Origin of the sequence: Confluentibacter sediminis, from assembly GCF_003258355.1 — a bacterium.
GTDB lineage: Bacteria > Bacteroidota > Bacteroidia > Flavobacteriales > Flavobacteriaceae > Confluentibacter > Confluentibacter sediminis.
Map to the genome: position 1 here is coordinate 208,399 of NZ_QKPO01000008.1, position 21,346 is coordinate 229,744.

Here is a 21,346-nt window from a genome sequence, read left to right on the forward strand (position 1 = left end):
GTTCTAGGTAAATTTACTTTTTAACTTTTTAACTTTTTAACTTTTTAAACTTATTTACGCAATATTAGACATAGAAACGACTGGAGGCAAGTATAATGAAGAAGGCATTACCGAAATTGCAATCTACAAATACGATGGTCATAAAATAGTTGATCAATTTATAAGTCTTATAAATCCTGAACGTGAGATTCAACCCTTTGTGGTAAATCTTACAGGCATTAATAGCGGGATGTTGCGTAGTGCTCCTAAATTTTATGAGGTTGCAAAACGTATTGTAGAAATCACTGATGATTGTATTTTAGTGGCTCATAATGCGCAATTTGATTATCGTATTTTATGCATGGAATTCAGAAGATTAGGCTTTGAATATGAACGTCCGTCACTTTGTACCGTTGAATTAGCAAAAGACTTAATACCAAATCAACCATCTTATAGCTTAGGAAAATTGGTGAGATCACTTGGTATTCCTGTGGCAGACAGACATCGTGCTTCCGGAGATGCTACTGCTACGGTTAAATTATTCAAAATGCTATTGGATAAAGATTCCAACAAAACCATTATTCAGGAATCTATTCGCTTAAATCCAAAACATCAACTAGAACCCAGACATATTGATATTATTGCCAAATTACCTTCAGAAACGGGTGTTTATTATATCCATAAAGCTGATGGCGAAATTATTTATATTGGAAAAAGCAACAACATTAAAAAACGCATCAATCAACATTTTACCAATACCAATTCAAAATCTAAAAAAATACAACTGCAAGTGGCCGCCGTAACTTATGAAACCACGGGAAGTGAATTGGTAGCACTCCTAAAAGAAAGTGAAGAAATAAAACGCAACAACCCTATATACAATAGAGCATTACGACGAAAAATATTTACGCACGCCCTATATAGTTTTGTAGATGATCATGGCTATCTTAATCTTAAAATTGATATAGCAGACGGACGTAAAAAACCCATCACCACTTTTGCAAACAGGCAAAGTGCCAAAAGTTTTATGTTTCATATGGTTGAAGAGTATAAGTTGTGCCAAAAATTAACCGGTATTTACAATACTAAAACAAGTTGTTTCAAATACGACATAAAAGAATGTGCTGGAGCTTGTATTCAAAAAGAAGCCCCAGAACAGTATAATAAACGCGTTGAAGTCTTAATCAATAAAAATAGTTACAATAATAAAAACATGGTGATTATTGATAAAGGCAGAGATATAGATGAGCGTAGTGCCATCCTCATTGAAAATGGTATTTTTAAAGGTTTAGGTTTTTTCAATCTGAATTATCAAATCAATAATATGGAAATCTTGGAATCCATAATTACCACTATGGAAAACAACAGGGATACCCAGCATATCATCCAAAGTTATTTGAGAAAGAAGAAGGATTTAAAGATTGTTCATCTATAAATTTTGTAGATTTGAATCTATAGTTTTTTTATGGATACTGTAAAATCTAAATTCGATATCTTCAGACAGAAAGTGCACATCATTATCTATGGCACAAATACGATGCTTGGCAAGTTATTTGACCTTGTATTACTCGGACTTATCTTACTGAGCGTGTTGATGGTAATGCTGGAAACTGTCGATTTTATAAATGAAAAATACCATCGGATTCTGCTTGTTTGTGAATGGATCATTACTATATTCTTTACTATAGAATATCTATTACGTATTATTTCCATAAAAAAACCTTCGGAATATCTTTTTAGTTTTTATGGCATTATAGATTTTATAGCCATATTGCCTATGTACTTATCATTTTTCTTAGGTGGAGCACAAGTGCTTTCAGTCGTTAGGGCATTACGATTATTACGCTTATTTAGAATACTTAATTTGGTAAGTTTTACAGGGCAAGCATCGCAACTAAAATTGGCTCTCAAAACAAGTCGTGTTAAAATTGTGGTATTTATTTATTTTGTACTCGTTATTTGTATTTTATTAGGATCTTTAATGTATGTTATTGAAGGTAAAGCCAATGGTTTCACTAGTATCCCCGTGAGTATTTATTGGTGTATTGTTACCTTAACCACCGTTGGTTATGGAGACATACACCCCATAACCCCATTAGGACAAGTTATTGCATCATTTATCATGATTTTAGGTTATGGTATTATTGCCGTCCCTACTGGTATTGTTACTGCAGAACTGGCCCAAAATAAACGTAAGGGAAGTTTATTTTTATTAGGAAACCGAAACCCTTGTCCGAATTGCGGAGAACAAGATCATATGCAAAAAGCCGAATTTTGCTATAACTGCGGCCATAAATTAAACGATGACTAAATTTCTAATTTCAATTGTAGGGCCAACAGCCATTGGCAAAACAGCTTTAAGCATTAAACTAGCTCAACATTTTAATACTGAAATTATTTCGGCAGATTCCAGACAGTTTTTTAAAGAGATGCATATAGGTACAGCAGCTCCAACAAAAGATGAACTAGGGACTGCAAAACACCATTTTATACATCATAAATCTATAAACGACAATTACAATGTTGGTGCTTTTGAAAAAGATGCTTTACAATGTTTAGAAACACTTTTTAAAACTAAAGATGTGGTGATTATGGTGGGTGGTTCTGGATTGTATGTTGATGCCGTTACCAAAGGTTTAGATGATTTCCCTGAAGTTGATAGCCAAATTAGAGAGACACTAAATACAGATTTAGAAACAAAAGGGTTGCCCTATTTGCAAGAACAATTAAAAACTTTGGATTTAGAATCTTATAATACTATGGCGATTGACAATCCACATCGGGTTATTCGTGCTTTAGAAATTTGTATCGGTACAGGCAATCCCTATTCGTCTTTTTTAAATAAAGACAAATTAAAACGCAACTTTAAAATCATGACCATTGGACTTACTGCAGATAGACCCATTATTTATAACCGTATAAATCAACGTGTGGATGTCATGATGCAAGCAGGTTTGCTGAAAGAAGTGGAAACACTTCTTCCCCATCAACACTTAAATGCTTTAAACACGGTTGGCTATAAAGAATTGTTCCATTATCTTAATGGCGAATGGGAATTGGATTTTGCTATTTCAGAAATCAAAAAAAATACACGCCGCTTTGCCAAACGTCAACTCACATGGTTTAAAAAAAATGACACTATTTTGTGGTTTGATTACTTGGCTGATACGGCAACTATCATTGAAAGTATAGAATATAAAATACCTTAGTTGAGTGTTTTTTAAAGATAGTTCTCAATACAAAATAGCTCGTGCCTCAGTATTCACTCCAACTGAAAAGTTTACTAAATTAATATAAGTAACCTAAATGTTACTTCGATTTGATTTTCGAAACATGAGAAAATCAAATCGATAAGCTGATTTAATTAAACTTATAGATAGCCCCTATATTTTATTTAAATTTTAGATTCATTTTGTAGAATAAAATGTCGAAATTCGTTTAACGTCCAATATAAAACACCTGTACTGAACTTGTTTCAGTATCAAAACAATTTCAGGTGATAGTTGGCGATAATTTAAAACCCCATAAATGATAAAATTTAAGATATTAACTTGTTTCATCTTCTCTATATTAAATTTTCATTTGGCATTCGCACAAATCGATAAAACGGACTCAATAAATGGTTTTTGAGAAATGAATGGCTATGGAAAAATAATTGAAATTTCAGAAAATGAGGTTAATACATTTGACATTACTAAAATTTCTTGCATTCTTAAATCAACAATAAATAGAAATGATATTGATGAATTAGGAAAATTCATACTGATTAATAAAGACTCTTTAAATCTAAAACTTGGCATTACAAATTACTATTTACATAAGATTAGAGAACTCCCTAAAGAAAGATTTATTAATGATTCCATTCAATTAAAAAATCTAAAACTAAACTTTGATGTTTTTTGGCACACCTTAGATGAGAACTACGCATTTTTTAAAGAAAGAAACTTGGATTGGCAGCATATTTATGAGGAGTATAACACCAAAGTAGATACATTAACAAGCGAACTCGAACTATACAAAATCTTTAATGAGATAACTGACCGGTTGGATGATGAACACACATCTGTAAGACCATCAGAAGATATAAGAAATGCTTATGAAAAAATATTGGATACGCTTGAAGAAAATAATTCTACCCCAAATTTAACAATTGCAGAATTAGAGGAAAAAATTTTAAACAAATACATAAAAAACGCAAATAGATATGGTAAAAGTTTACACGGTAACGGACTTCTCAATTATGGGATTACCTCCAATAACATAGGCTATATTCAACTTAATAATATGATATTCTTTTCAAATTATAAAGTTTCAGATACGTTATCTGGTTATGATTTTTTATTTGCATATTTAGAAGAGTCAAAGAAAAACCCAAATTACCAAGAAGATGAGATAGAAGGAATCAAGCGTCTTATGGATTCTATTATAAAGGAATTTAACAACACGGATGGTATAATTTTAGATTTACGTTTTAATTATGGAGGCTACGACGTTGTTTCTTTAGAAATTTTAAAACATTTTATCCATGCAAAAGCAAAGGTGTTTAGCAAAAAAGCCAAGACTATAAAAGGTTTTACAGAAGCACAATCATTTTTTATAGCGCCAATAGCCAAACCATACAATAAACCTGTATGTTTTCTAACAAGTCATCAAACCTCAAGCGCACCAGAATCATTGGTTATGGCTTCTATGCCGTTTAAAAATATAACAATTATAGGCTCTAGAACCATGGGGATTACATCAGATGTATTAGAAAAAAAATTGCCTAATGGGTGGGATTTATATCTATCTAATGAAATACAGGTAAATTATAAAGGGGAATGTTATGAAGGTGTTGGTGTTCCTCCAGATATAGAAATTGATTATCCAATAGATGAGGATGTGTTTATTCAAGATTTGTCAATAAAATTAAAGAATGGGGACGAAGCTATTGAAAATGCCTTTAAATTGATGAAAATAAAATAAATTGAACAAAAATTATTATTGACAGAATGCAAGCAGATGTTTTTTATATTTTTATTATAAAAAATCATTAAACAGGCCTAAGAACCCGAGCCTTAACCCAACCACTCCTTAAAATCCTTAACGCGTTCTCTGGCCACAATTACCTCGTCTGCATTATAGGAATTCAATTTTATTTGCAATCGTGAGTTGGTATAACTAACCATATCTTTTATGGCATGGATGTTTACAAAAAACTTCCTGTTTATTCTAAAAAATGTTCGTGGTTCCAATTCGTTTTCCAACAGTTCTAAAGTGATATCTAACAAATAGTTTCTGCCATCGGTAGTATGCAAATATGTGCCTTTGTTTTCGCTATAAAAACATTCAATTTCATCTATATTAATGAGTTTCAAATGTTGCCCAACTTTAACAGAAAATCGCTTTTTATACTCGCGGTCTATCGGGTTTACCAACAATTTTTTTATGTCATTAAAATCAATGTTTACAGTTTGTTTTTTTGGTATGCGTTCTTGATATTTTTTAACTGCTTTTGCCAATTCATCATCATCAATGGGTTTCAATAAATAATCAATACTATTTAACTTAAAAGCTTGAAGGGCATATTCATCGTAAGCTGTGGTAAAAATGACTGCACTTTTTATGTCTATATTTTCAAAAATTTCAAAGGATAATCCATCACTTAGCTGAATATCAAGAAAAATCAAATCGGGATGTTCGTTTTTTTGAAACCATTCAAGAGATTCTTCAACAGAATGCAGCATTGTTTCAGTTTTTAAATCGAGCTGTTCCAACATACGTTGCAACCTGCGTGCCGATGGCTTTTCGTCTTCTATAATGATTACGTTCATTATTCCCAAGTTTTATGTTCTTTGTCCATGTATTCTTGAATTTTTCGCTCTTCCCATTTTTTAGAGAATATAGGATTTTTACCAAAGACACCTATGGCATGAAACACCATTCCTATTCCCCAATAAAAAGCAGTTGAGTAGGTTTTAAACTCTAATAAATCACCACCATTTGTTGCAATAATCCCGATTAAAATTATATTTATGATAAGATACCAAAGAAGATGAGCATAGAATCCTTTTATTTGTTTTAGTCTTTTTTCAGCCCTATAATAAGCATCTTGTTTATTGAAATTTTCCATAATATTTTGTTTTAGTCCCAAAGTTTTTTCTCATTATCTTCTCTCATTAATTTATTTATTTTTCGCTCTTCCCAATCTTTACCCATAATAATAGTGGGCAAAAAGACAGATAAACCATGAGCCAATAAACCAATGCCCCAAAATACTGGAGTTGATAAATAATACCATTGAAATATACCATTTTCTAAACCATAAGTTCTTGTATTTATGATTAATATAGCCGCATTTATAGCCAAATAAACTAGAGCATGCGTGTAGAAACCCTTTATTCTTTTAACACGCTTTGTAGCTCTTTCCAAACGTTCGTTATTTTGAAAATCGTTTTCCATTATTTCCAGTTACTAGATTTAGACTCTCTTTCCATGATTTCTCTTATTTTACGCTCCTCCCAAGATTTTCCGTAACCAAAAATCCCAAAGGCATGAAAAATAATGCCTATCCCCCAACCCAACATAGGGAACCAAAACCATTGGTATCCCCAAAAAGTTTTATAGTTAATAAAAACCAATAAAGGAATAACTACACAATAAGCAATGATATTGGAATAAAAACCTTTTAGTTCTTCTACGCGTTTTTGTGCTCTATAATAAGCATCTTGTTCTTTTTGTATTTGTTTTGTTTCCATAACTGATATTTGTTTAGTAAGCATGGGTATAGCAACTGCAAAACTGTTTGCTTCCTTACTTATATTTATTTTTCTGTTTGTTAATAAATTATAGCGTTGCATGATATTACTTAAGCCAACGCCACTACTTTTTTTGACTATTTCTTTTAATTGTAAATTATTTTCAATCACCAAAACGTTGCCGTCTTCATAAATTTTGATATGTAAGGGTTTTGAACTCGTTACTATATTATGCTTTACCGCATTCTCTAAAAGCAATTGTAATGATAATGGCACCACTTTGCTTTCTGGATTGGATGCCTGTTCTGGCATTTCAAAAACGATACTATCTTCAAAACGCATTTTGAGCAAAGACATATAGGTCTTTGCAAAGTTTAGTTCTTCATCAACCGAAACTAATTCTTTATCTTTTTGTTCTAAAACATAACGATATACTTTGGACAAAGAGGTGGTAAACTTTTGTGCACTTGCAGGATTTTCTTCAATCAAACTCGTTAACACATTTAAACTATTGAATAAAAAGTGAGGATCTAATTGGTTTTTTAGAGCATCGAACTTAGCACTGGCCGTTCCTGCAATTACTTTTTGCTCTTTAATTTTATACTGCTGATATTTATTGTAGAAATAAACAACATGGAATATAATAACAATGGTTAATGTTATCCAAAGTCCAAATTGATAGTTTTTAATATGTTCATTTACAATAAATTCCGAAAATGTTTTGCCTCTAAGTGTGATAGCCGTGAAAGCTCTTAGAAAAAACAACCCAATAATAGTAATCACTGTTGAACCAATAATGCCAATAGCAATACGCTTTATTCTGTCCCTTTTTTTCCATGGAATCCGTTTTTCAAGTAAATTAAAAAAATACATATTTGAGAATCCAAGAACAAATGCATATAACTCATAAAAAATAAAATCAACCAAAGCTTCATTAAAACTATTAAAACTAAATCCACCAAAGAATAGGTTGCCAACTACAAACACGGCACATCCAATAAAAAAAGTTATATATATGTTTTTAATCCACTTGTTCATGATTGCTATTGTATTTATTTGCCACAAGATTGTAATAAAGTTTCTGCACGATCTTTACCCCAATTTGGATGAAATGCTGACTCCGGCTTAAAGTTAGCAAAAAGTTCTATTGAGCGTTTCAATTCTTTACAAAACGGCGTGGTATCTTGTTTAAAATATTGTGCGCTGCCCATGTTCCATTCAGCTTTACAATATACAACGCGAGGGTTATTTGGTGCTAACATTTCGGCTTTTGCATATAACTCGATTACTTTTCCTGATAAACTCATGCCATAAGTTGCACCATCAAAAGCGACCCAAGCTGTGTACAACAAGGCTTGTAACACTAAAATTTCTGGATTGTTTTTAGAAATGGCGGTGGCATCGTTAATTAAATCTTGAGCTTTTTTAAGTTGGGTGGTTAATTTTTTTTGGTCCGTCTCCCCAAAAACAGTTACAATATTAACTTGAGCGGCATAATACAATGGTAACCAATTATCTGGTTCTGCCTTGGCTATCCGTTCAAATAAATTTGCTGCTCCAACTGGATTGTTTTCTCCCCAAAGTTGAAAGGCTTTTTGCATGCCTTGCTCGTAATTGGATTGTGCATTTGTTAATGTCACAATCCATAGTGTTGTAAAAAAAATAAAGTGTTTCATAAGGTTTGTTTTAATTATGAAACAAAGATCTTATGATGACAAAAAATATAAAAAAGGTAGTGACCGAATTGTAATTTACAATAGATGAATTGTAATTTGAACTAAAATTACTAAAAATAAAAACGGCCAACCTGTTGTCATACTGGTTAGCCGTTCAAAAAATCAAACTCAATATAAAACCAATTAATGATATTTTATTAATTTACTGCCATCACAAAATTTATAGGCATACTAAAAGGTACTGGCACTGGTTTTCCTCTTTGTTTACCTGGAATCATTTTAGGCAAGGCGTTTATAATACGTACAGCTTCATTTTCTAAAAGTTTATCCGGGCCTCTGGTTTTGATGTTAGTAATGCTACCATCTTTATCAATAGTGAAAATAACAGAAACCCGTCCATGGATTCCTAATTCCAATGCTACTTCTGGATATTGGAAATTTTTCACCACATGGGCTTGCATTTTTTGTTCAAAACAAGCTCTTTTCTCTGCTTTACTTACTTTTTCACATCCTGGAAATATCGGAACATCCTCTATGACCGCAAAGGGCACTTCTACTTCTTCTTCAACTTCCGCAACAGCAACATCTTTAACACTAACAATAGGTTGTGCTATTTTATCTTCCTGATTACTTTCTGTGCTTTCAATAACAGTTTCTTCTATATCCTCTATATCCTCAACAATTTGAACAGCCTCTGTTATTACAGCAGGTGGAGGCGGTGGCGGTGGCGGTGTATTTATATTTGTTATTGGTATCTCTTCTTCTATTTGTTTCTCTAAATTTAAAACACCAATATCAATGTTTGCTTTATCATATGTTTTGTATTCTAAAGCTCGCCAAGTAATAAATAACATGATATTAAGACCTATAGCAAAATACAAACTACTGTTTCTGCTAATTTCTATTTCTGGGTTCTTTTTGACTTGCATGACTACTAATTTTTATAGTATAAAATTATTAGTATTAGCTAATATTTACTATGACAATTGTCATATCACACCCAAAGAACCATCAAAATAAAATCTAAATAATATATAAAAAAGCTGTCTTTCATTAAAGACAGCTTTTTCTGTTTTTACTATATTTTATGCGTCAAATATCAGAAGAATTCCATGTCAAGAAACATGAATGGTTCTAGATGGCTTTTGTTTGGCTTCTTCTTTTTTAGGAAGATGTATCTTTAAAATACCTTCTTCGTAGGTAGCCTTAATTTTATCATCTTCTATAGTGTCTGGCAACGTGAAAGTTCTTTTAAATGTTGAATATCCAAACTCTCTACGTGTATAACCATCTTTCTCTTCTTTATTTTCTTCTTTAATTTCTGCTGAAATAGATAGAACATGATTATCCAGATCTATGTTAAAGTCTGATTTTTTAAATCCCGGAACTGCCATTTCAACTATAAAAGCATCAGATACTTCTTTTATATTTACTTTAGGAAGTGAAATACCTGTATTAAAATTAGAAGAAAATAAGGTTGGAAAATCCCCTAAAGGAAAATCTTCAAACCAAGTTGATAAATTGGGAAGGTTTGACAACCTATTTTTATTAGTTGTTGTTAAACCTCCATTTTTTGTTACTGTAGCTAAATTGCTCATAATTAAAAATTTTTAGTTAAACATTATTTTTATCAATTTTCAACTAACAATCAACAAAAAAAGTACCAAATCATAAACTGACAGATAATCGCATATTTTTTAAGATTACATTAACAAACTAATGACAATAATTCCTTTTATCTTATTAAAAATCTGTCAAAATTTCATAAATAAAAAAAACATAAACAACTAGAATACATACAGTTGATTTAATAAAAATAAATTATAACACGCGTATTGTTTTTGAAATGAAATCAATTAATTTCGTTTATATTTTCAATATCTTAAAACAAAATTCAGTTATGGAAAAAATCACCCCTTGGATAATTTTAATAGTCTACGCCATAACTCTTTTGCTTTTTGATTTTTTTGTGTTGCACAAAAAGGATAAACAATCATCTACCAAAAAAGCTGTTTTTGAAACTATTTTTTTTGTAGCTAACGGACTCTTATTTTCCATTCTAATTTATTGGTTCTATCATAGTGAACTTATTGAAAACACAACACATCTATCTCCAAATAAAGCCGTACTAAATTATTTAACAGGTTATATGGTTGAACTCTCGCTAAGCATTGATAATCTATTCGTGATAGCTGCCATTTTTGCATCCTTTAAAATCCCTATAAAACACCAACACAAATTACTTTTTTTAGGCATTTTAGGTGCCATTGTATTTAGAGCTATTTTAATTAATTTAGGACTTGTTCTTATGGATAAAATACATGGCATGAGCATTGTTTTTGGTGTTTTTCTTTTATTCACAGCTACAAAAATGCTAAAAAATGAGGTAGAACATAAAGAAAATGACCAGCCTAAAGGTATTAATAAGCTTTTAAGGTTTAGCAAAATTTTAGATGGCGGAAAATTTATAACTAAAGTAGATGGCAAAAAAGTATTTACAGCCTTGTTTGGAGCATTAATCACTATAGAGTTAACCGATTTACTTTTTGCACTCGACAGCATTCCTGCCATTTTATCAATCACTAAAGATTCTTTTATTGTTTACAGTTCTAATATATTTGCAATTATGGGATTACGCTCACTTTACTTTTTCCTTTCAAACATGTTGGAAAAATTTGTATATCTTAAATATAGTGTATTCTCCATCTTACTGTTTGTCTCTATAAAATTAATAACTTCAGAATATTTTGAAATCCCAGAATGGTTTTCTTTAGTATTTATTGGTATATCTCTTGCGGTAGGTATATATATTTCTACATTAAATATTAAGAATATTAATTCTGAAAATGATATTTAAAAAACTGAGGGTATGTATGGTATTAACATTTGTTTTAAGTAACATCGTTAATGCTCAAACCAAAAAGGTTTCCCATGAAAACCAACAATGGATTCAATATTATAATGAAACCAAATTAAATAAAACATGGACACTATTAACAGATGCTAGCTTTAGGTGGAAAGAAGCATTTAATGAAAACTCACAATTTCTTGTAAGAACAGGATTGGGATATTCCATAGCGCCAAACCTTAGGATTGGAGGCGGATTTACCTATGTTGGTTTCTATTCTCAAGACACGTTAAATAAAATTGAGTACCGACCACATCAAGATTTAGTATTTAAAAGTACTTACAATAAAATAAAAATAAGCCAAAGAGTTCGTATTGAAGAACGCTTTTTCAATCCACTTAATAATCCGAATCACAGCTTTAATTTCCGATTTAGATACAGTTTTAATGTAAGTGTACCTATAGCTAAACTATCAAAAAGCAATCCAGACTGTATATTTTTATTAAATATAGGTGATGAAATTTTTATTAATACTGGAAAAGAAACACCCACTCAGACTTTTGACCAAAATAGATTTATCATCAGTCCTACCTTTCAATTAAATAAAAGGCTATCGATTTCACCAACTTTTAATAGTCAATTTGCTTCTACCACTACTGCTAGAAGCTACAAACAAACCAATGTGTTTTGGTTACAAGTAAGGCATAATTTGGATTTAAACAAGAACAATAAAACAAAGTAGCGGTTCTATTTTGCATGGATTCTGAATTTAAAATTATCTTTGTATGCTTTAATACAACATCATGCGTATAGACATTATTACCGTTTTACCCGAATTACTTAGAAGTCCGTTTGAAGCCTCTATTTTAAAGCGAGCTATTGAAGCTAATTTAGTAGAAGTGCATTTCCATAATTTAAGGGATTACACTTCAGATAATTATAAATCGGTGGATGATACCCAATTTGGTGGTGGTGCCGGGATGGTGATGATGATTGAACCGATTGATAAATGCATTTCTACACTAAAAGCAGAACGCCATTACGACGAAGTTATATATATGACTCCCGATGGTGAGACCTTAAAACAAGGTATGGCCAATCACTTATCTTTAAAAGAAAACATTATTATTTTATGTGGCCATTATAAAGGTGTAGACCAACGTGTAAGGGATCAATTTATAACTAAAGAAATTTCTATTGGTGATTATGTGCTATCTGGTGGCGAATTAGCCGCAGCAGTACTTTGTGATGCCGTTATAAGATTGATACCTGGCGTTTTGGGTAATGAAACATCGGCCTTAACCGATTCGTTTCAAGATAATTTATTGGCACCACCTATTTACACAAAACCACGAGACTACAAAGGCTGGAAAGTCCCTGAACTATTATTTAGTGGCAACTTGCCTAAAATTGAAAAATGGCGTGAGGAACAGGCTTTTGAGCGCACAAAAGAACGACGCCCCGATTTATTGGAAGATTAAATATTAATTTTTAAAAACTTTTAAATTTTAGCTTTTAACTTTTAACTTTTTAATTATCTTTGCACCCAATTTCGGGTTAACCTCTGGCGAAAATCGTGAATGTTGTTTCGAATTAATCATTATTAAATTTAAAGATATGGAATCTTTAGTAAAATTTGTTCAAGACGAGTTTGTAACGAAAAAAGACTTTCCAGAGTTTGGAGCTGGAGACACTATTACTGTTTACTATGAAATTAGAGAGGGCGAAAAAGTGCGTACTCAGTTTTTTAGAGGGGTAGTAATTCAAAGAAGAGGATCTGGTGCATCAGAAACATTTACCATCAGAAAAATGTCTGGTACTGTTGGTGTAGAACGTATATTCCCAGTTAATTTACCAGCTTTGCAAAAAGTTGAAGTTAACAAAAGAGGTAAAGTACGTAGAGCTAGAATTTTCTACTTTAGAGGTCTTACTGGTAAAAAAGCTAGAATTAAAGAAAGTAGACGCTAAAAAATACATGTTCTGTTTTACACAGAAACTTAAAAGCCTTGATACCATATCAAGGCTTTTTTTTATTAACAAAAGTTAATAACTTCGGTTTATAAAAAGTTGATATCTAGTTGCATAAAAAATTTTATTTTTTAGTTTCTTAACGTAACTTAGCATAAGAATCAAATAACAACTTCGGTTGGTTTCATCTGAAAAATGAATTTATATTGAATTTCTAAATGAAACAACGTTCTTTTAAAAAATTGTTTTTTGAGGTTTTGTTGTGCCACGTCTAGGCGTGTGTGAGCAAAAACCATGAAATCATAAAAAGAGTTCTAAATGTGTAACAGTTAGAAAACTAATATGATGGAAAGTCTTAAAAATAGTATAGATTGAAAGACCTTGCTATTCTAAGAACAATGATTTAAAGTGTGTTAGTTGTGAAAACAATTGATACATTAATAATCATCAAAAAAAGCAATAATGAGGAACATTTTAGTAATATGTCAATACATTTTGAAAATTACAATTAAATTGTTTCGTTGAAATAGTAATACTTTGATTGAAAAATTTAATCACTAAGATTAAGTTAATTTGGTAGCGATACTAAATAGATCAAGTCATGCTACTTCGAAGAAAGCCATGTCAGAATAGATTAAATTCTATGTGATATGGCTTTTGTTTTTTTAATATCCATATCTGTTTTTTTTAACAATTTCTTTTTAGCTGGATATTTTTTTATAATTCCAATAAATATACGTACTTCAATTATTAATTACCCCTTATTAAAAATCAATTTTTGTATATTCGCATCGCGAAAAAGGCATAAGCAATTTTCGGAAATTTAGTACTTTAATAATTTAAAAACTGGCACCCTAATGTCTAAAATTTTCTATACAAAAACAGATGAAGCTCCCGCTTTAGCAACACGTTCATTATTACCAATTGTAAAAGCTTTTGTTAAGTCTTCAGGAATTGAAATTGAAACTAAAGATATTTCTTTAGCTGCGAGAATTTTAGCTGTTTTTCCAGATTTTTTAAAAGAAGAACAACGTGTCTCTGATGATTTAGCAATACTTGGTGCTTTAGCAACCAAACCAGAAGCTAATATCATTAAACTTCCTAATATAAGTGCCTCCATCCCGCAATTAAAAGCAGCCATAAAAGAGTTGCAATCAAAAGGATATGCCATTCCTAGTTATCCAGATGAGCCACAAAACGATACAGAAAAAGAAATAAAATCTAGATTTGACAAAATTAAAGGAAGTGCCGTAAATCCTGTGTTACGTGAAGGAAATTCAGATAGGCGCGCGCCTAAATCAGTTAAAAATTACGCAAAAAAGAATCCACATTCTATGGGCGTTTGGAGTAAAGACTCTAAAACGCATGTATCTACCATGACTAGTGGTGATTTTTATCATAACGAAAAGTCAATGACGTTACCTGAAGCTACTAGTATTACTATTGAGCATATAGACAATAAAGGAAACGTAACTATTTTAAAAAATAAATTTGCCCTATTAAAAGGAGAAATAATTGATGCTACCATCATGAGCAAAAAGGCTTTGGTTTCTTTTTTTGAAGAACAAGTAGCCGATGCTAAATCTAAAGGGATTTTGTTTTCATTACATATGAAAGGTACCATGATGAAAGTGAGTGACCCCATAATTTTCGGGCATGCTGTAAAAGTGTTTTTTAGTGATGTATTTAAAAAACACACCGTCATTTTAGAAGAAATTGGTGTTGATGTTAATAATGGATTTGGTAATTTAATTGAAAAAATACAAGAATTGCCTGAAGCTAAACGTAAAGAAATTGAATCAGATATTGATGCAGAATTTAAAAAACGTCCAGCTATAGCTATGGTAAACAGTGGCAAGGGTATTACTAACCTTCACGTACCTAGCGATGTGATTATTGATGCTTCTATGCCTGCAATGATTAGAACTTCAGGGCGTATGTATAATCCAGAAGGAAAACTTCAAGATACTAAAGCCGTAATTCCAGATAGTAGTTATGCTGGAATCTATAGCGCAACTATAGATTTCTGCAAAGAAAATGGTGCTTTTGATCCTACGACCATGGGAACCGTGCCTAACGTTGGTTTAATGGCTCAAGCAGCTGAAGAATATGGCTCACATGATAAAACATTCGAGATTTCTTCAACGGGGACTGTTAAAGTTGTGGATGCTTCTGGATCTACATTATTAGAACACCATGTGGAAGCTGGAGATATCTGGAGAATGTGCCAAACAAAAGACGCACCTATTCAAGATTGGGTAAAATTAGCAGTAACTCGTGCCAGAGCTTCAGAAACTCCTGCTGTTTTTTGGTTAGATAAAAATAGAGCACATGATAGTGAAATAATTAAAAAAGTAAATACTTACTTAAAAGATTATGACACTACTGGGTTAGATATAAGAATCTTATCCCCTATTGATGCTACTTTATTTACATGTAAAAGATTGAAAGAAGGTAAAGATACCATCTCTGTTTCTGGAAATGTGTTACGTGATTATTTAACAGATTTATTTCCAATTTTAGAGGTTGGTACTAGTGCTAAAATGTTGTCTATAGTGCCTTTAATGAATGGAGGTGGTTTGTTTGAAACAGGTGCTGGCGGTTCAGCTCCTAAACATGTTGAACAATTTATAACTGAAAATCATTTACGCTGGGATTCATTAGGTGAATTTTTAGCATTGGCTGTATCATTAGAACATTTTAGCGAGGTTAACAAGAATGCCAAAGCAAAAGTTTTAGCAGAAACTCTAGATAAAGCTACCGAACAGTTATTGGAAAATAACAATGGACCTTCTAGAGATGTTGGGGAATTGGATAATAGAGGTAGTCATTACTACATTGCAAAATATTGGGCTGAAGCTTTAGCGAATCAAAATACCGATGCTAGTTTAAAGGCAGAGTTTATACCCATTGCTAAAGAATTGGGGAACAATGAATCTGTCATTTTAAATGAACTTATCAGTATTCAAGGAAGTCCTGTAAAAATTGATGGCTATTATATTCCAAATGAAAAACTTGTGAATGAGGCCATGAGACCAAGTAAAACCTTCAATACCATTTTAAGCTAAAATTATTAATATAAAGTTTATACAAAAGGCCTCTATTTAAGAGGCTTTTTTTTTACATTTATCAAAATTTGATTAATGAAAAACATTTTCAATTGTTTCTTTTTACTTGCATTTTCTACTTCTTTTCTTTTAAGTGCACAAGAAAAATTCACATTAAGTGGCACTTTATTTGAAGTTAAAAGTAATGAAACTGTAATTGGTGTTAATCTATATTTTCCTGAAATTGAATTAGGAACATCATCAAACGAATATGGTTTTTTCTCAATCACACTTCCAAAAGGAACCTATAAAATAATAATTTCCTCCATTGGTTATAATACCATAACAGACACCATACATCTTTATAAAAACATCACTAAAAATTATAGTTTAGGAGAAACCATAGAAAACCTAAATGAAATAATAATTACTGGAAATATTGAAAAACTAGATATTAAGAAACCTCAAATGAGTGTGAATAGTTTAACATCTACCACCATAAAAGACATACCCGTTGTTTTAGGAGAAGCAGATATTATTAAAGCTATAACATTACTGCCTGGGGTGACCAATGCTGGTGAAGGTTCATCTGGATTTAATGTAAGGGGTGGTGCTTCAGACCAAAATTTAATCCTCTTAGATGAAGCTACCATTTATAACTCCTCACATTTATTTGGTTTTTTTTCAGTCTTTAATCCGGATGCCATTAAAGACTTAAAATTGTACAAAGGAGGAATCCCAGCTCGATATGGTGGTAGAGTATCTTCGGTATTAGACATTTACCAAAAAGATGGTAACAGCAAAGAATTCCACGTTAATGGTGGGGTCGGTATTGTTTCCAGTCGACTGCTAGCGGAAGGGCCATTAAAAAAGGGCAAAAGTTCTTTTCTTTTTGGAGGGCGTTCTAGCTATGCCCACTTGTTTTTACCCCTTTTTGATGTGAATAATGTGGCTTATTTTTATGATTTAAACACTAAAATCAGTTATAAAATAGATAATAAAAATAATATTTATCTATCAGGATACTTTGGCCGTGATGTCTTTAGTATTTCTGATTCGTTTGAAAATATATATGGCAATTCCATTATTAACTTAAGATGGAACCACCTATTTTCCAATAAACTTTTCAGCAATTTATCATTAATTTATTCAGATTACTATTATGGTTTAAAACTTAATTTTGTTGAGTTTAAATGGAACTCAGGCATTCAAAATTTGAATTTAAAATATGATTTTAAATATTATTTGAATGATAAAACAAAAATTCAATTCGGTTTAAATAGTATTTATTATAAATTTAATCCAGGAAAAATAGAGCCAACTACCGAGACTTCAGGCATTAGTCCTTTTAAACTTATAGACAAATATGCTTTTGAAAATGCCATCTATTTAGATAGCGAATATCAATTATCGGATAAATTAGGCTTATCGTTTGGCTTAAGGCTAAGTACATTTTTACGTTTAGGTCAAAATGAACTCAATATGTATGAAAACGACCAAGCCGTTGTTTTTAATCAAGATTTACAAATTTATGAAAAGGGAGAGCCTATTGATGTAGAAAATTTCAAAAGAAGCGACGTTATAAAATCATTCCATAATCTTGAACCTAGAATGTCTTTAGCTTATCAACTTAATGATAAATCATCTATAAAAGCAAGCTATCATAGAATGACTCAGTATATCCATTTATTATCAAACACAAGTTCTCCTACGCCGCTTGATGTTTGGACGCCCAGCGGAAAATATATAAAACCCCAATTATTAGATCAATATGCTATTGGATATTTTAAAAACTTCAACAATAGTGATTACTCACTTGAAATTGAAAGTTTTTACAAAACACTAAAAAATAGAATTGATTATATTGATGGAGCTGATTTAATTGCTAATAATGCTATAGAGCAAGTGATCTTAAATGGTAAAGCACAAGCGTATGGCTTAGAGGTTTTATTTAAAAAAAATGAAGGAAGATTAAATGGTTGGTTAGCTTATACACTTTCAAAATCAAAGCAACAAACAAAAGGTAGAACGCCAAGTGAATTAGGTATTAATAATGGTAATTGGTACCATACGCCTTACGATAAAACACATGATATTTCATTAACTGCTAGCTATAAATATTCCGAAAAATGGAAAATTAATGCCAATTTTTTATTTCAAACAGGAAGACCTACAACATTTCCTAATTCGCAATATATATATAATGGTATAAGTGTCCCTAATTACAGTCTAAGAAACAGTAATAGATTGCCATCTTACAATCGTTTAGATATCTCAACAACCTATACTCCAAAACCAGAGAAAAAAGAAGGTTGGCAAAGCTATTGGGTTTTTGGAATCTATAATGTTTATAATAGAAAAAATGCAGCCTCTATCAATTTTGGAAACAATGAAGCATCAGGGTTTAATGAAGCAACACGATTTTCTATATTTGGTATAGTACCATCTATATCTTATAATTTTAAGTTTTAATACTATGAATTATTCAATATTAAAAAAAACAGTTTACTTATTTATATGTGTTTTAATCATCTCATGTGAAGATGTTATACAAATAGAGGTTCCTACAACTACACCCAAACTAGTTATTGATGCTTCTATAAATTGGTTTAAAGGAACCTCTGGAAAACTTCAAAAAATAAAATTATCGTTGTCTGCACCCTATTTTGATAAAGATATTCCTGTTGCCAACAATGCTATGGTAACAATAAGGGATACTAAAAACAATATATTTACTTTTATTGAAGACCAAAATTCGGGAATGTATATAAATAACAATTTTATACCAGAAATAGACGAAACCTACACCTTAACCATTATATACCAAAATGAAACATACATAGGAACAGAAACATTAAAATCTGTAACCCCAATTACCCGCGTAGAACAAGAAAATAATAAAGGATTTTCTGGTGACGAAACAGAACTTAAAGCATATTATTTAGACCCCATAAATGAAGAAAACTATTATTTTTTCGAATTTATAAATGAAAAAAAATCTATACTAGATCTAGAAGTTTATGATGATGAATTTACTAATGGTAACGAAATTTTCGGATATTACAATAAAGAAGATCTAAATAAGGGAGACGAAATAATTATACAAAACCATGGCGTTTCAAAACGCTTTTATCAATTTATTTTTCTGTTACTTCAACAAAAAACGGATGAAAATGGCAGCCCATTTGAAACCCAGCCTGCTAGTATTAGAGGTAATTGTGTTAATAAAACAAATCCTGATAATTATCCTTTAGGATATTTTAGAGTATCTGAAGTGGATCAGTACATATATACTATTGAATAAAATCCAGACACAAAACATACATACATATAATTCAACAAAAGGGTATTATTCAAATACAAACTCAATCTTAAAATTTGTATTTTTGGCAAATGGACTTTATTAAAACTACAGAGCAAGATTCTCATTATAATAATCTGGAAACAATGAGTGTTTCTGAATTGCTCGTAAATATAAATAATGAAGATAAAACAGTACCTCTTGCTGTTGAAAAAGCATTACCTCAAATAGAAAAACTAATTCATCAAATAGTTTCTAAATTAAAAATAGGTGGTCGCTTGTTTTATATTGGAGCGGGTACTAGTGGACGTTTGGGTATTTTAGATGCTTCAGAATGTCCTCCTACTTTTGGTGTTTCTCATAATTTAGTTATTGGGCTTATAGCTGGTGGTGATACTGCTATAAGAAAAGCTGTTGAGTTTGCAGAAGATTCTATAACGCTTGGTTGGCAAGATTTACAATCACATAATATTACTGATAATGATATAGTAGTAGGGATAGCAGCATCTGGTACAACTCCTTATGTTATATCTGCTCTAGAAATGTGTAATAAAAATAATATTATTACTGGATGCATCACTTGTAATGGAGATAGTCCTTTATCAAAAACGTCCCAATTCCCTATTGAAGTTATTGTAGGTCCTGAATTTGTGACAGGAAGTTCTAGAATGAAAGCTGGCACCGCACAAAAAATGGTTCTAAATATGATAACCACTACCACTATGATCCAATTAGGACATATCAAAGGGAATAAAATGGTAGATATGCAACTAAGTAATAATAAACTAGTTGATAGAGGTATCAAAATGATAATATCAGAGCTGAATATTTCAGAAAAAGAGGCTGAAAAATTATTAAATGCTTATAAAAGCGTACGATTAGCAATTAAAAACTATAAAAATGGAAACAAGTAAAACGGATAAAAAAATTTTAGCAAAAGGTATAAAAACATTAATTTTTGCACTGCTGAGCTTATTTATGGGTCCTATTTTACTTAGTGTGGCTTGGAGTAACGAAGAAAAACCGCTTTACCTACCTATTCTGATACTAGGATGTTTAATATCAGCCTTTGCTGTATTTTTAATATTTAAAGGCATTAAAATTATAATGAATAGCATGTTTAAAAAATAACTTATTGCTTATCAAATGTTTTCTATTTTGGAGTTGTAGGATTGTATCCGAAATAGGAATCTTCTAGAGTAATATTTAAACCATTTAATATATAACTTATAATAGCGTAATGATGTATGGCATGACTATTAGCTTGTGATAATGCAGCTGCTAAGGTATAAGACATTTCTATTTTCCCTAACCCTAAATCATCAGTAACTATTACCATTTCATTTGTATTATAATTTGTATTCTTTAGCTTGTCAATAATTAGATTTAAGTATTCTTCAGCTAAATTACAACAACCTTCAACAACCTTATTTCTACTTCTTGCTGTTAAATCAATTCGGTTTTCTAAATCTCTATTTAATATACAATCATAAAAATCAAGAATATGCCTTATATGCGATCCAACACTTGAATAATAAGGAGACACTGAAATATCAGATAACTGTTGATTAGATAAGTTAGCAAGAATATATTGAGTCTTTTCAAGTGTTTTTAAAGTAGATCGTATAATGATATCCATGTAGCCTAAATTAAATAAAAATAATAAGTATAAAAATTATTTTCACTTAGTCTTTACAAAAACGACAACTTACATACAAACCAAAAAAAAATCCCCTTCATAAAAAATGAAGGGGATCCCAAGAAAGGCAACGACCTACTCTCCCACTTTC

Annotated in this window: 21 protein-coding genes; 13 read left to right on the forward strand and 8 right to left on the reverse strand. The window is 31.1% G+C overall.

From position 1 onward, the window contains the following. The first annotated feature begins 52 nt into the window (after positions 1–52). The 4 genes from DKT72_RS08995 (at position 53) to DKT72_RS09010 (ending at position 4,944) form a co-directional block, all read left to right on the forward strand. Positions 53–1,414, forward strand: coding sequence for an exonuclease domain-containing protein (locus tag DKT72_RS08995; RefSeq protein WP_111308395.1), 1,362 nt, complete (start codon positions 53–55; stop codon positions 1,412–1,414). Between the two features lie 30 nt (positions 1,415–1,444). Beyond that, positions 1,445–2,290: an ion transporter gene (locus tag DKT72_RS09000; RefSeq protein WP_111308396.1), complete on the forward strand. Its 846-nt coding sequence runs from the start codon at positions 1,445–1,447 to the stop codon at positions 2,288–2,290. After that, positions 2,283–3,188 carry a tRNA (adenosine(37)-N6)-dimethylallyltransferase MiaA gene (gene miaA / locus DKT72_RS09005; RefSeq protein ID WP_111308397.1) on the forward strand — a complete coding sequence of 302 codons (906 nt, stop codon included), beginning with the start codon at positions 2,283–2,285 and terminating at the stop codon, positions 3,186–3,188. Before DKT72_RS09000 ends, miaA begins: the two co-directional genes overlap by 8 nt. A gap of 424 nt (positions 3,189–3,612) precedes the next feature. Then, positions 3,613–4,944, forward strand: a complete 1,332-nt coding sequence (locus DKT72_RS09010; RefSeq protein WP_111308398.1) for a S41 family peptidase — start codon at positions 3,613–3,615, stop codon at positions 4,942–4,944. Positions 4,945–5,036: 92 nt separating this feature from the next. Here DKT72_RS09010 and DKT72_RS09015 read toward each other — a convergent pair whose 3' ends face one another. From DKT72_RS09015 to DKT72_RS09045, 7 genes are all read right to left on the reverse strand, one after another. Next, on the reverse strand, positions 5,037–5,792 hold the full coding sequence (locus DKT72_RS09015) for a LytR/AlgR family response regulator transcription factor (RefSeq protein ID WP_111308399.1): 756 nt from the start codon (positions 5,790–5,792) through the stop codon (positions 5,037–5,039). Then, positions 5,792–6,091: a 2TM domain-containing protein gene (locus tag DKT72_RS09020; RefSeq protein ID WP_111308400.1), complete on the reverse strand. Its 300-nt coding sequence runs from the start codon at positions 6,089–6,091 to the stop codon at positions 5,792–5,794. The genes DKT72_RS09015 and DKT72_RS09020 overlap by 1 nt, the downstream gene beginning before the upstream one ends. An 11-nt stretch (positions 6,092–6,102) precedes the next feature. Next, positions 6,103–6,420 carry a 2TM domain-containing protein gene (locus tag DKT72_RS09025; protein ID WP_111308401.1) on the reverse strand — a complete coding sequence of 106 codons (318 nt, stop codon included), beginning with the start codon at positions 6,418–6,420 and terminating at the stop codon, positions 6,103–6,105. Next, positions 6,420–7,754, reverse strand: a complete 1,335-nt coding sequence (locus DKT72_RS09030; RefSeq protein WP_111308402.1) for a histidine kinase — start codon at positions 7,752–7,754, stop codon at positions 6,420–6,422. The genes DKT72_RS09025 and DKT72_RS09030 overlap by 1 nt, the downstream gene beginning before the upstream one ends. Positions 7,755–7,768: 14 nt before the next feature. Continuing rightward, positions 7,769–8,392 carry a tetratricopeptide repeat protein gene (locus DKT72_RS09035; protein WP_111308403.1) on the reverse strand — a complete coding sequence of 208 codons (624 nt, stop codon included), beginning with the start codon at positions 8,390–8,392 and terminating at the stop codon, positions 7,769–7,771. Between the two features lie 197 nt (positions 8,393–8,589). Beyond that, entirely contained in the window at positions 8,590–9,321 is a 732-nt protein-coding gene (locus DKT72_RS09040) for an energy transducer TonB (RefSeq protein ID WP_111308404.1), read from the reverse strand. Positions 9,322–9,507: 186 nt separating this feature from the next. Further along, entirely contained in the window at positions 9,508–9,990 is a 483-nt protein-coding gene (locus tag DKT72_RS09045) for an Hsp20/alpha crystallin family protein (RefSeq protein ID WP_111308405.1), read from the reverse strand. 302 nt (positions 9,991–10,292) lie between these two features. On the opposite strand from DKT72_RS09045, the gene DKT72_RS09050 reads away from it, so the two are divergent. From DKT72_RS09050 to DKT72_RS09090, 9 genes are all read left to right on the forward strand, one after another. Further along, positions 10,293–11,249, forward strand: a complete 957-nt coding sequence (locus tag DKT72_RS09050) for a TerC/Alx family metal homeostasis membrane protein (RefSeq protein WP_111308428.1) — start codon at positions 10,293–10,295, stop codon at positions 11,247–11,249. Between the two features lie 16 nt (positions 11,250–11,265). Continuing rightward, positions 11,266–11,982 carry a DUF2490 domain-containing protein gene (locus DKT72_RS09055; RefSeq protein WP_162623278.1) on the forward strand — a complete coding sequence of 239 codons (717 nt, stop codon included), beginning with the start codon at positions 11,266–11,268 and terminating at the stop codon, positions 11,980–11,982. A gap of 61 nt (positions 11,983–12,043) precedes the next feature. Next, entirely contained in the window at positions 12,044–12,721 is a 678-nt protein-coding gene (gene trmD / locus DKT72_RS09060) for a tRNA (guanosine(37)-N1)-methyltransferase TrmD (protein WP_111308407.1), read from the forward strand. Between the two features lie 136 nt (positions 12,722–12,857). Beyond that, positions 12,858–13,208, forward strand: coding sequence for a 50S ribosomal protein L19 (gene rplS / locus DKT72_RS09065; RefSeq protein WP_111308408.1), 351 nt, complete (start codon positions 12,858–12,860; stop codon positions 13,206–13,208). Between the two features lie 857 nt (positions 13,209–14,065). Beyond that, positions 14,066–16,276, forward strand: coding sequence for an NADP-dependent isocitrate dehydrogenase (locus tag DKT72_RS09070; RefSeq protein WP_111308409.1), 2,211 nt, complete (start codon positions 14,066–14,068; stop codon positions 16,274–16,276). A 75-nt stretch (positions 16,277–16,351) separates the two neighbouring features. Continuing rightward, positions 16,352–18,727: a TonB-dependent receptor gene (locus DKT72_RS09075; protein WP_111308410.1), complete on the forward strand. Its 2,376-nt coding sequence runs from the start codon at positions 16,352–16,354 to the stop codon at positions 18,725–18,727. 4 nt (positions 18,728–18,731) lie between these two features. Then, on the forward strand, positions 18,732–19,559 hold the full coding sequence (locus DKT72_RS09080; protein WP_111308411.1) for a DUF4249 family protein: 828 nt from the start codon (positions 18,732–18,734) through the stop codon (positions 19,557–19,559). An 89-nt stretch (positions 19,560–19,648) separates the two neighbouring features. Continuing rightward, entirely contained in the window at positions 19,649–20,470 is an 822-nt protein-coding gene (gene murQ / locus DKT72_RS09085; RefSeq protein ID WP_111308412.1) for an N-acetylmuramic acid 6-phosphate etherase, read from the forward strand. Then, positions 20,457–20,687 (forward strand): DUF6095 family protein, encoded by a 231-nt coding sequence (locus DKT72_RS09090; RefSeq protein WP_111308413.1) that lies wholly within the window; start codon positions 20,457–20,459, stop codon positions 20,685–20,687. The genes murQ and DKT72_RS09090 overlap by 14 nt, the downstream gene beginning before the upstream one ends. 22 nt (positions 20,688–20,709) lie before the next feature. Here the strand turns inward: DKT72_RS09090 and DKT72_RS09095 are convergent, their stop codons facing one another. Then, positions 20,710–21,195 carry a DinB family protein gene (locus DKT72_RS09095; protein ID WP_111308414.1) on the reverse strand — a complete coding sequence of 162 codons (486 nt, stop codon included), beginning with the start codon at positions 21,193–21,195 and terminating at the stop codon, positions 20,710–20,712. Between the last annotated feature and the right edge of the window lie 151 nt (positions 21,196–21,346).

Coding starts and splice junctions, on each gene's coding strand:
- DKT72_RS09000 (WP_111308396.1), top strand. CDS start 1,445: ATGGATACTGTAAAATCTAAATTCGATATCTTCAGACAGAAAGTGCAC.
- miaA (WP_111308397.1), top strand. CDS start 2,283: ATGACTAAATTTCTAATTTCAATTGTAGGGCCAACAGCCATTGGCAAA.
- DKT72_RS09010 (WP_111308398.1), top strand. CDS start 3,613: ATGAATGGCTATGGAAAAATAATTGAAATTTCAGAAAATGAGGTTAAT.
- DKT72_RS09015 (WP_111308399.1), bottom strand. CDS start 5,792: ATGAACGTAATCATTATAGAAGACGAAAAGCCATCGGCACGCAGGTTG.
- DKT72_RS09020 (WP_111308400.1), bottom strand. CDS start 6,091: ATGGAAAATTTCAATAAACAAGATGCTTATTATAGGGCTGAAAAAAGA.
- DKT72_RS09025 (WP_111308401.1), bottom strand. CDS start 6,420: ATGGAAAACGATTTTCAAAATAACGAACGTTTGGAAAGAGCTACAAAG.
- DKT72_RS09030 (WP_111308402.1), bottom strand. CDS start 7,754: ATGAACAAGTGGATTAAAAACATATATATAACTTTTTTTATTGGATGT.
- DKT72_RS09035 (WP_111308403.1), bottom strand. CDS start 8,392: ATGAAACACTTTATTTTTTTTACAACACTATGGATTGTGACATTAACA.
- DKT72_RS09040 (WP_111308404.1), bottom strand. CDS start 9,321: ATGCAAGTCAAAAAGAACCCAGAAATAGAAATTAGCAGAAACAGTAGT.
- DKT72_RS09045 (WP_111308405.1), bottom strand. CDS start 9,990: ATGAGCAATTTAGCTACAGTAACAAAAAATGGAGGTTTAACAACAACT.
- DKT72_RS09050 (WP_111308428.1), top strand. CDS start 10,293: ATGGAAAAAATCACCCCTTGGATAATTTTAATAGTCTACGCCATAACT.
- DKT72_RS09055 (WP_162623278.1), top strand. CDS start 11,266: ATGGTATTAACATTTGTTTTAAGTAACATCGTTAATGCTCAAACCAAA.
- trmD (WP_111308407.1), top strand. CDS start 12,044: ATGCGTATAGACATTATTACCGTTTTACCCGAATTACTTAGAAGTCCG.
- rplS (WP_111308408.1), top strand. CDS start 12,858: ATGGAATCTTTAGTAAAATTTGTTCAAGACGAGTTTGTAACGAAAAAA.
- DKT72_RS09070 (WP_111308409.1), top strand. CDS start 14,066: ATGTCTAAAATTTTCTATACAAAAACAGATGAAGCTCCCGCTTTAGCA.
- DKT72_RS09075 (WP_111308410.1), top strand. CDS start 16,352: ATGAAAAACATTTTCAATTGTTTCTTTTTACTTGCATTTTCTACTTCT.
- DKT72_RS09080 (WP_111308411.1), top strand. CDS start 18,732: ATGAATTATTCAATATTAAAAAAAACAGTTTACTTATTTATATGTGTT.
- murQ (WP_111308412.1), top strand. CDS start 19,649: ATGGACTTTATTAAAACTACAGAGCAAGATTCTCATTATAATAATCTG.
- DKT72_RS09090 (WP_111308413.1), top strand. CDS start 20,457: ATGGAAACAAGTAAAACGGATAAAAAAATTTTAGCAAAAGGTATAAAA.
- DKT72_RS09095 (WP_111308414.1), bottom strand. CDS start 21,195: ATGGATATCATTATACGATCTACTTTAAAAACACTTGAAAAGACTCAA.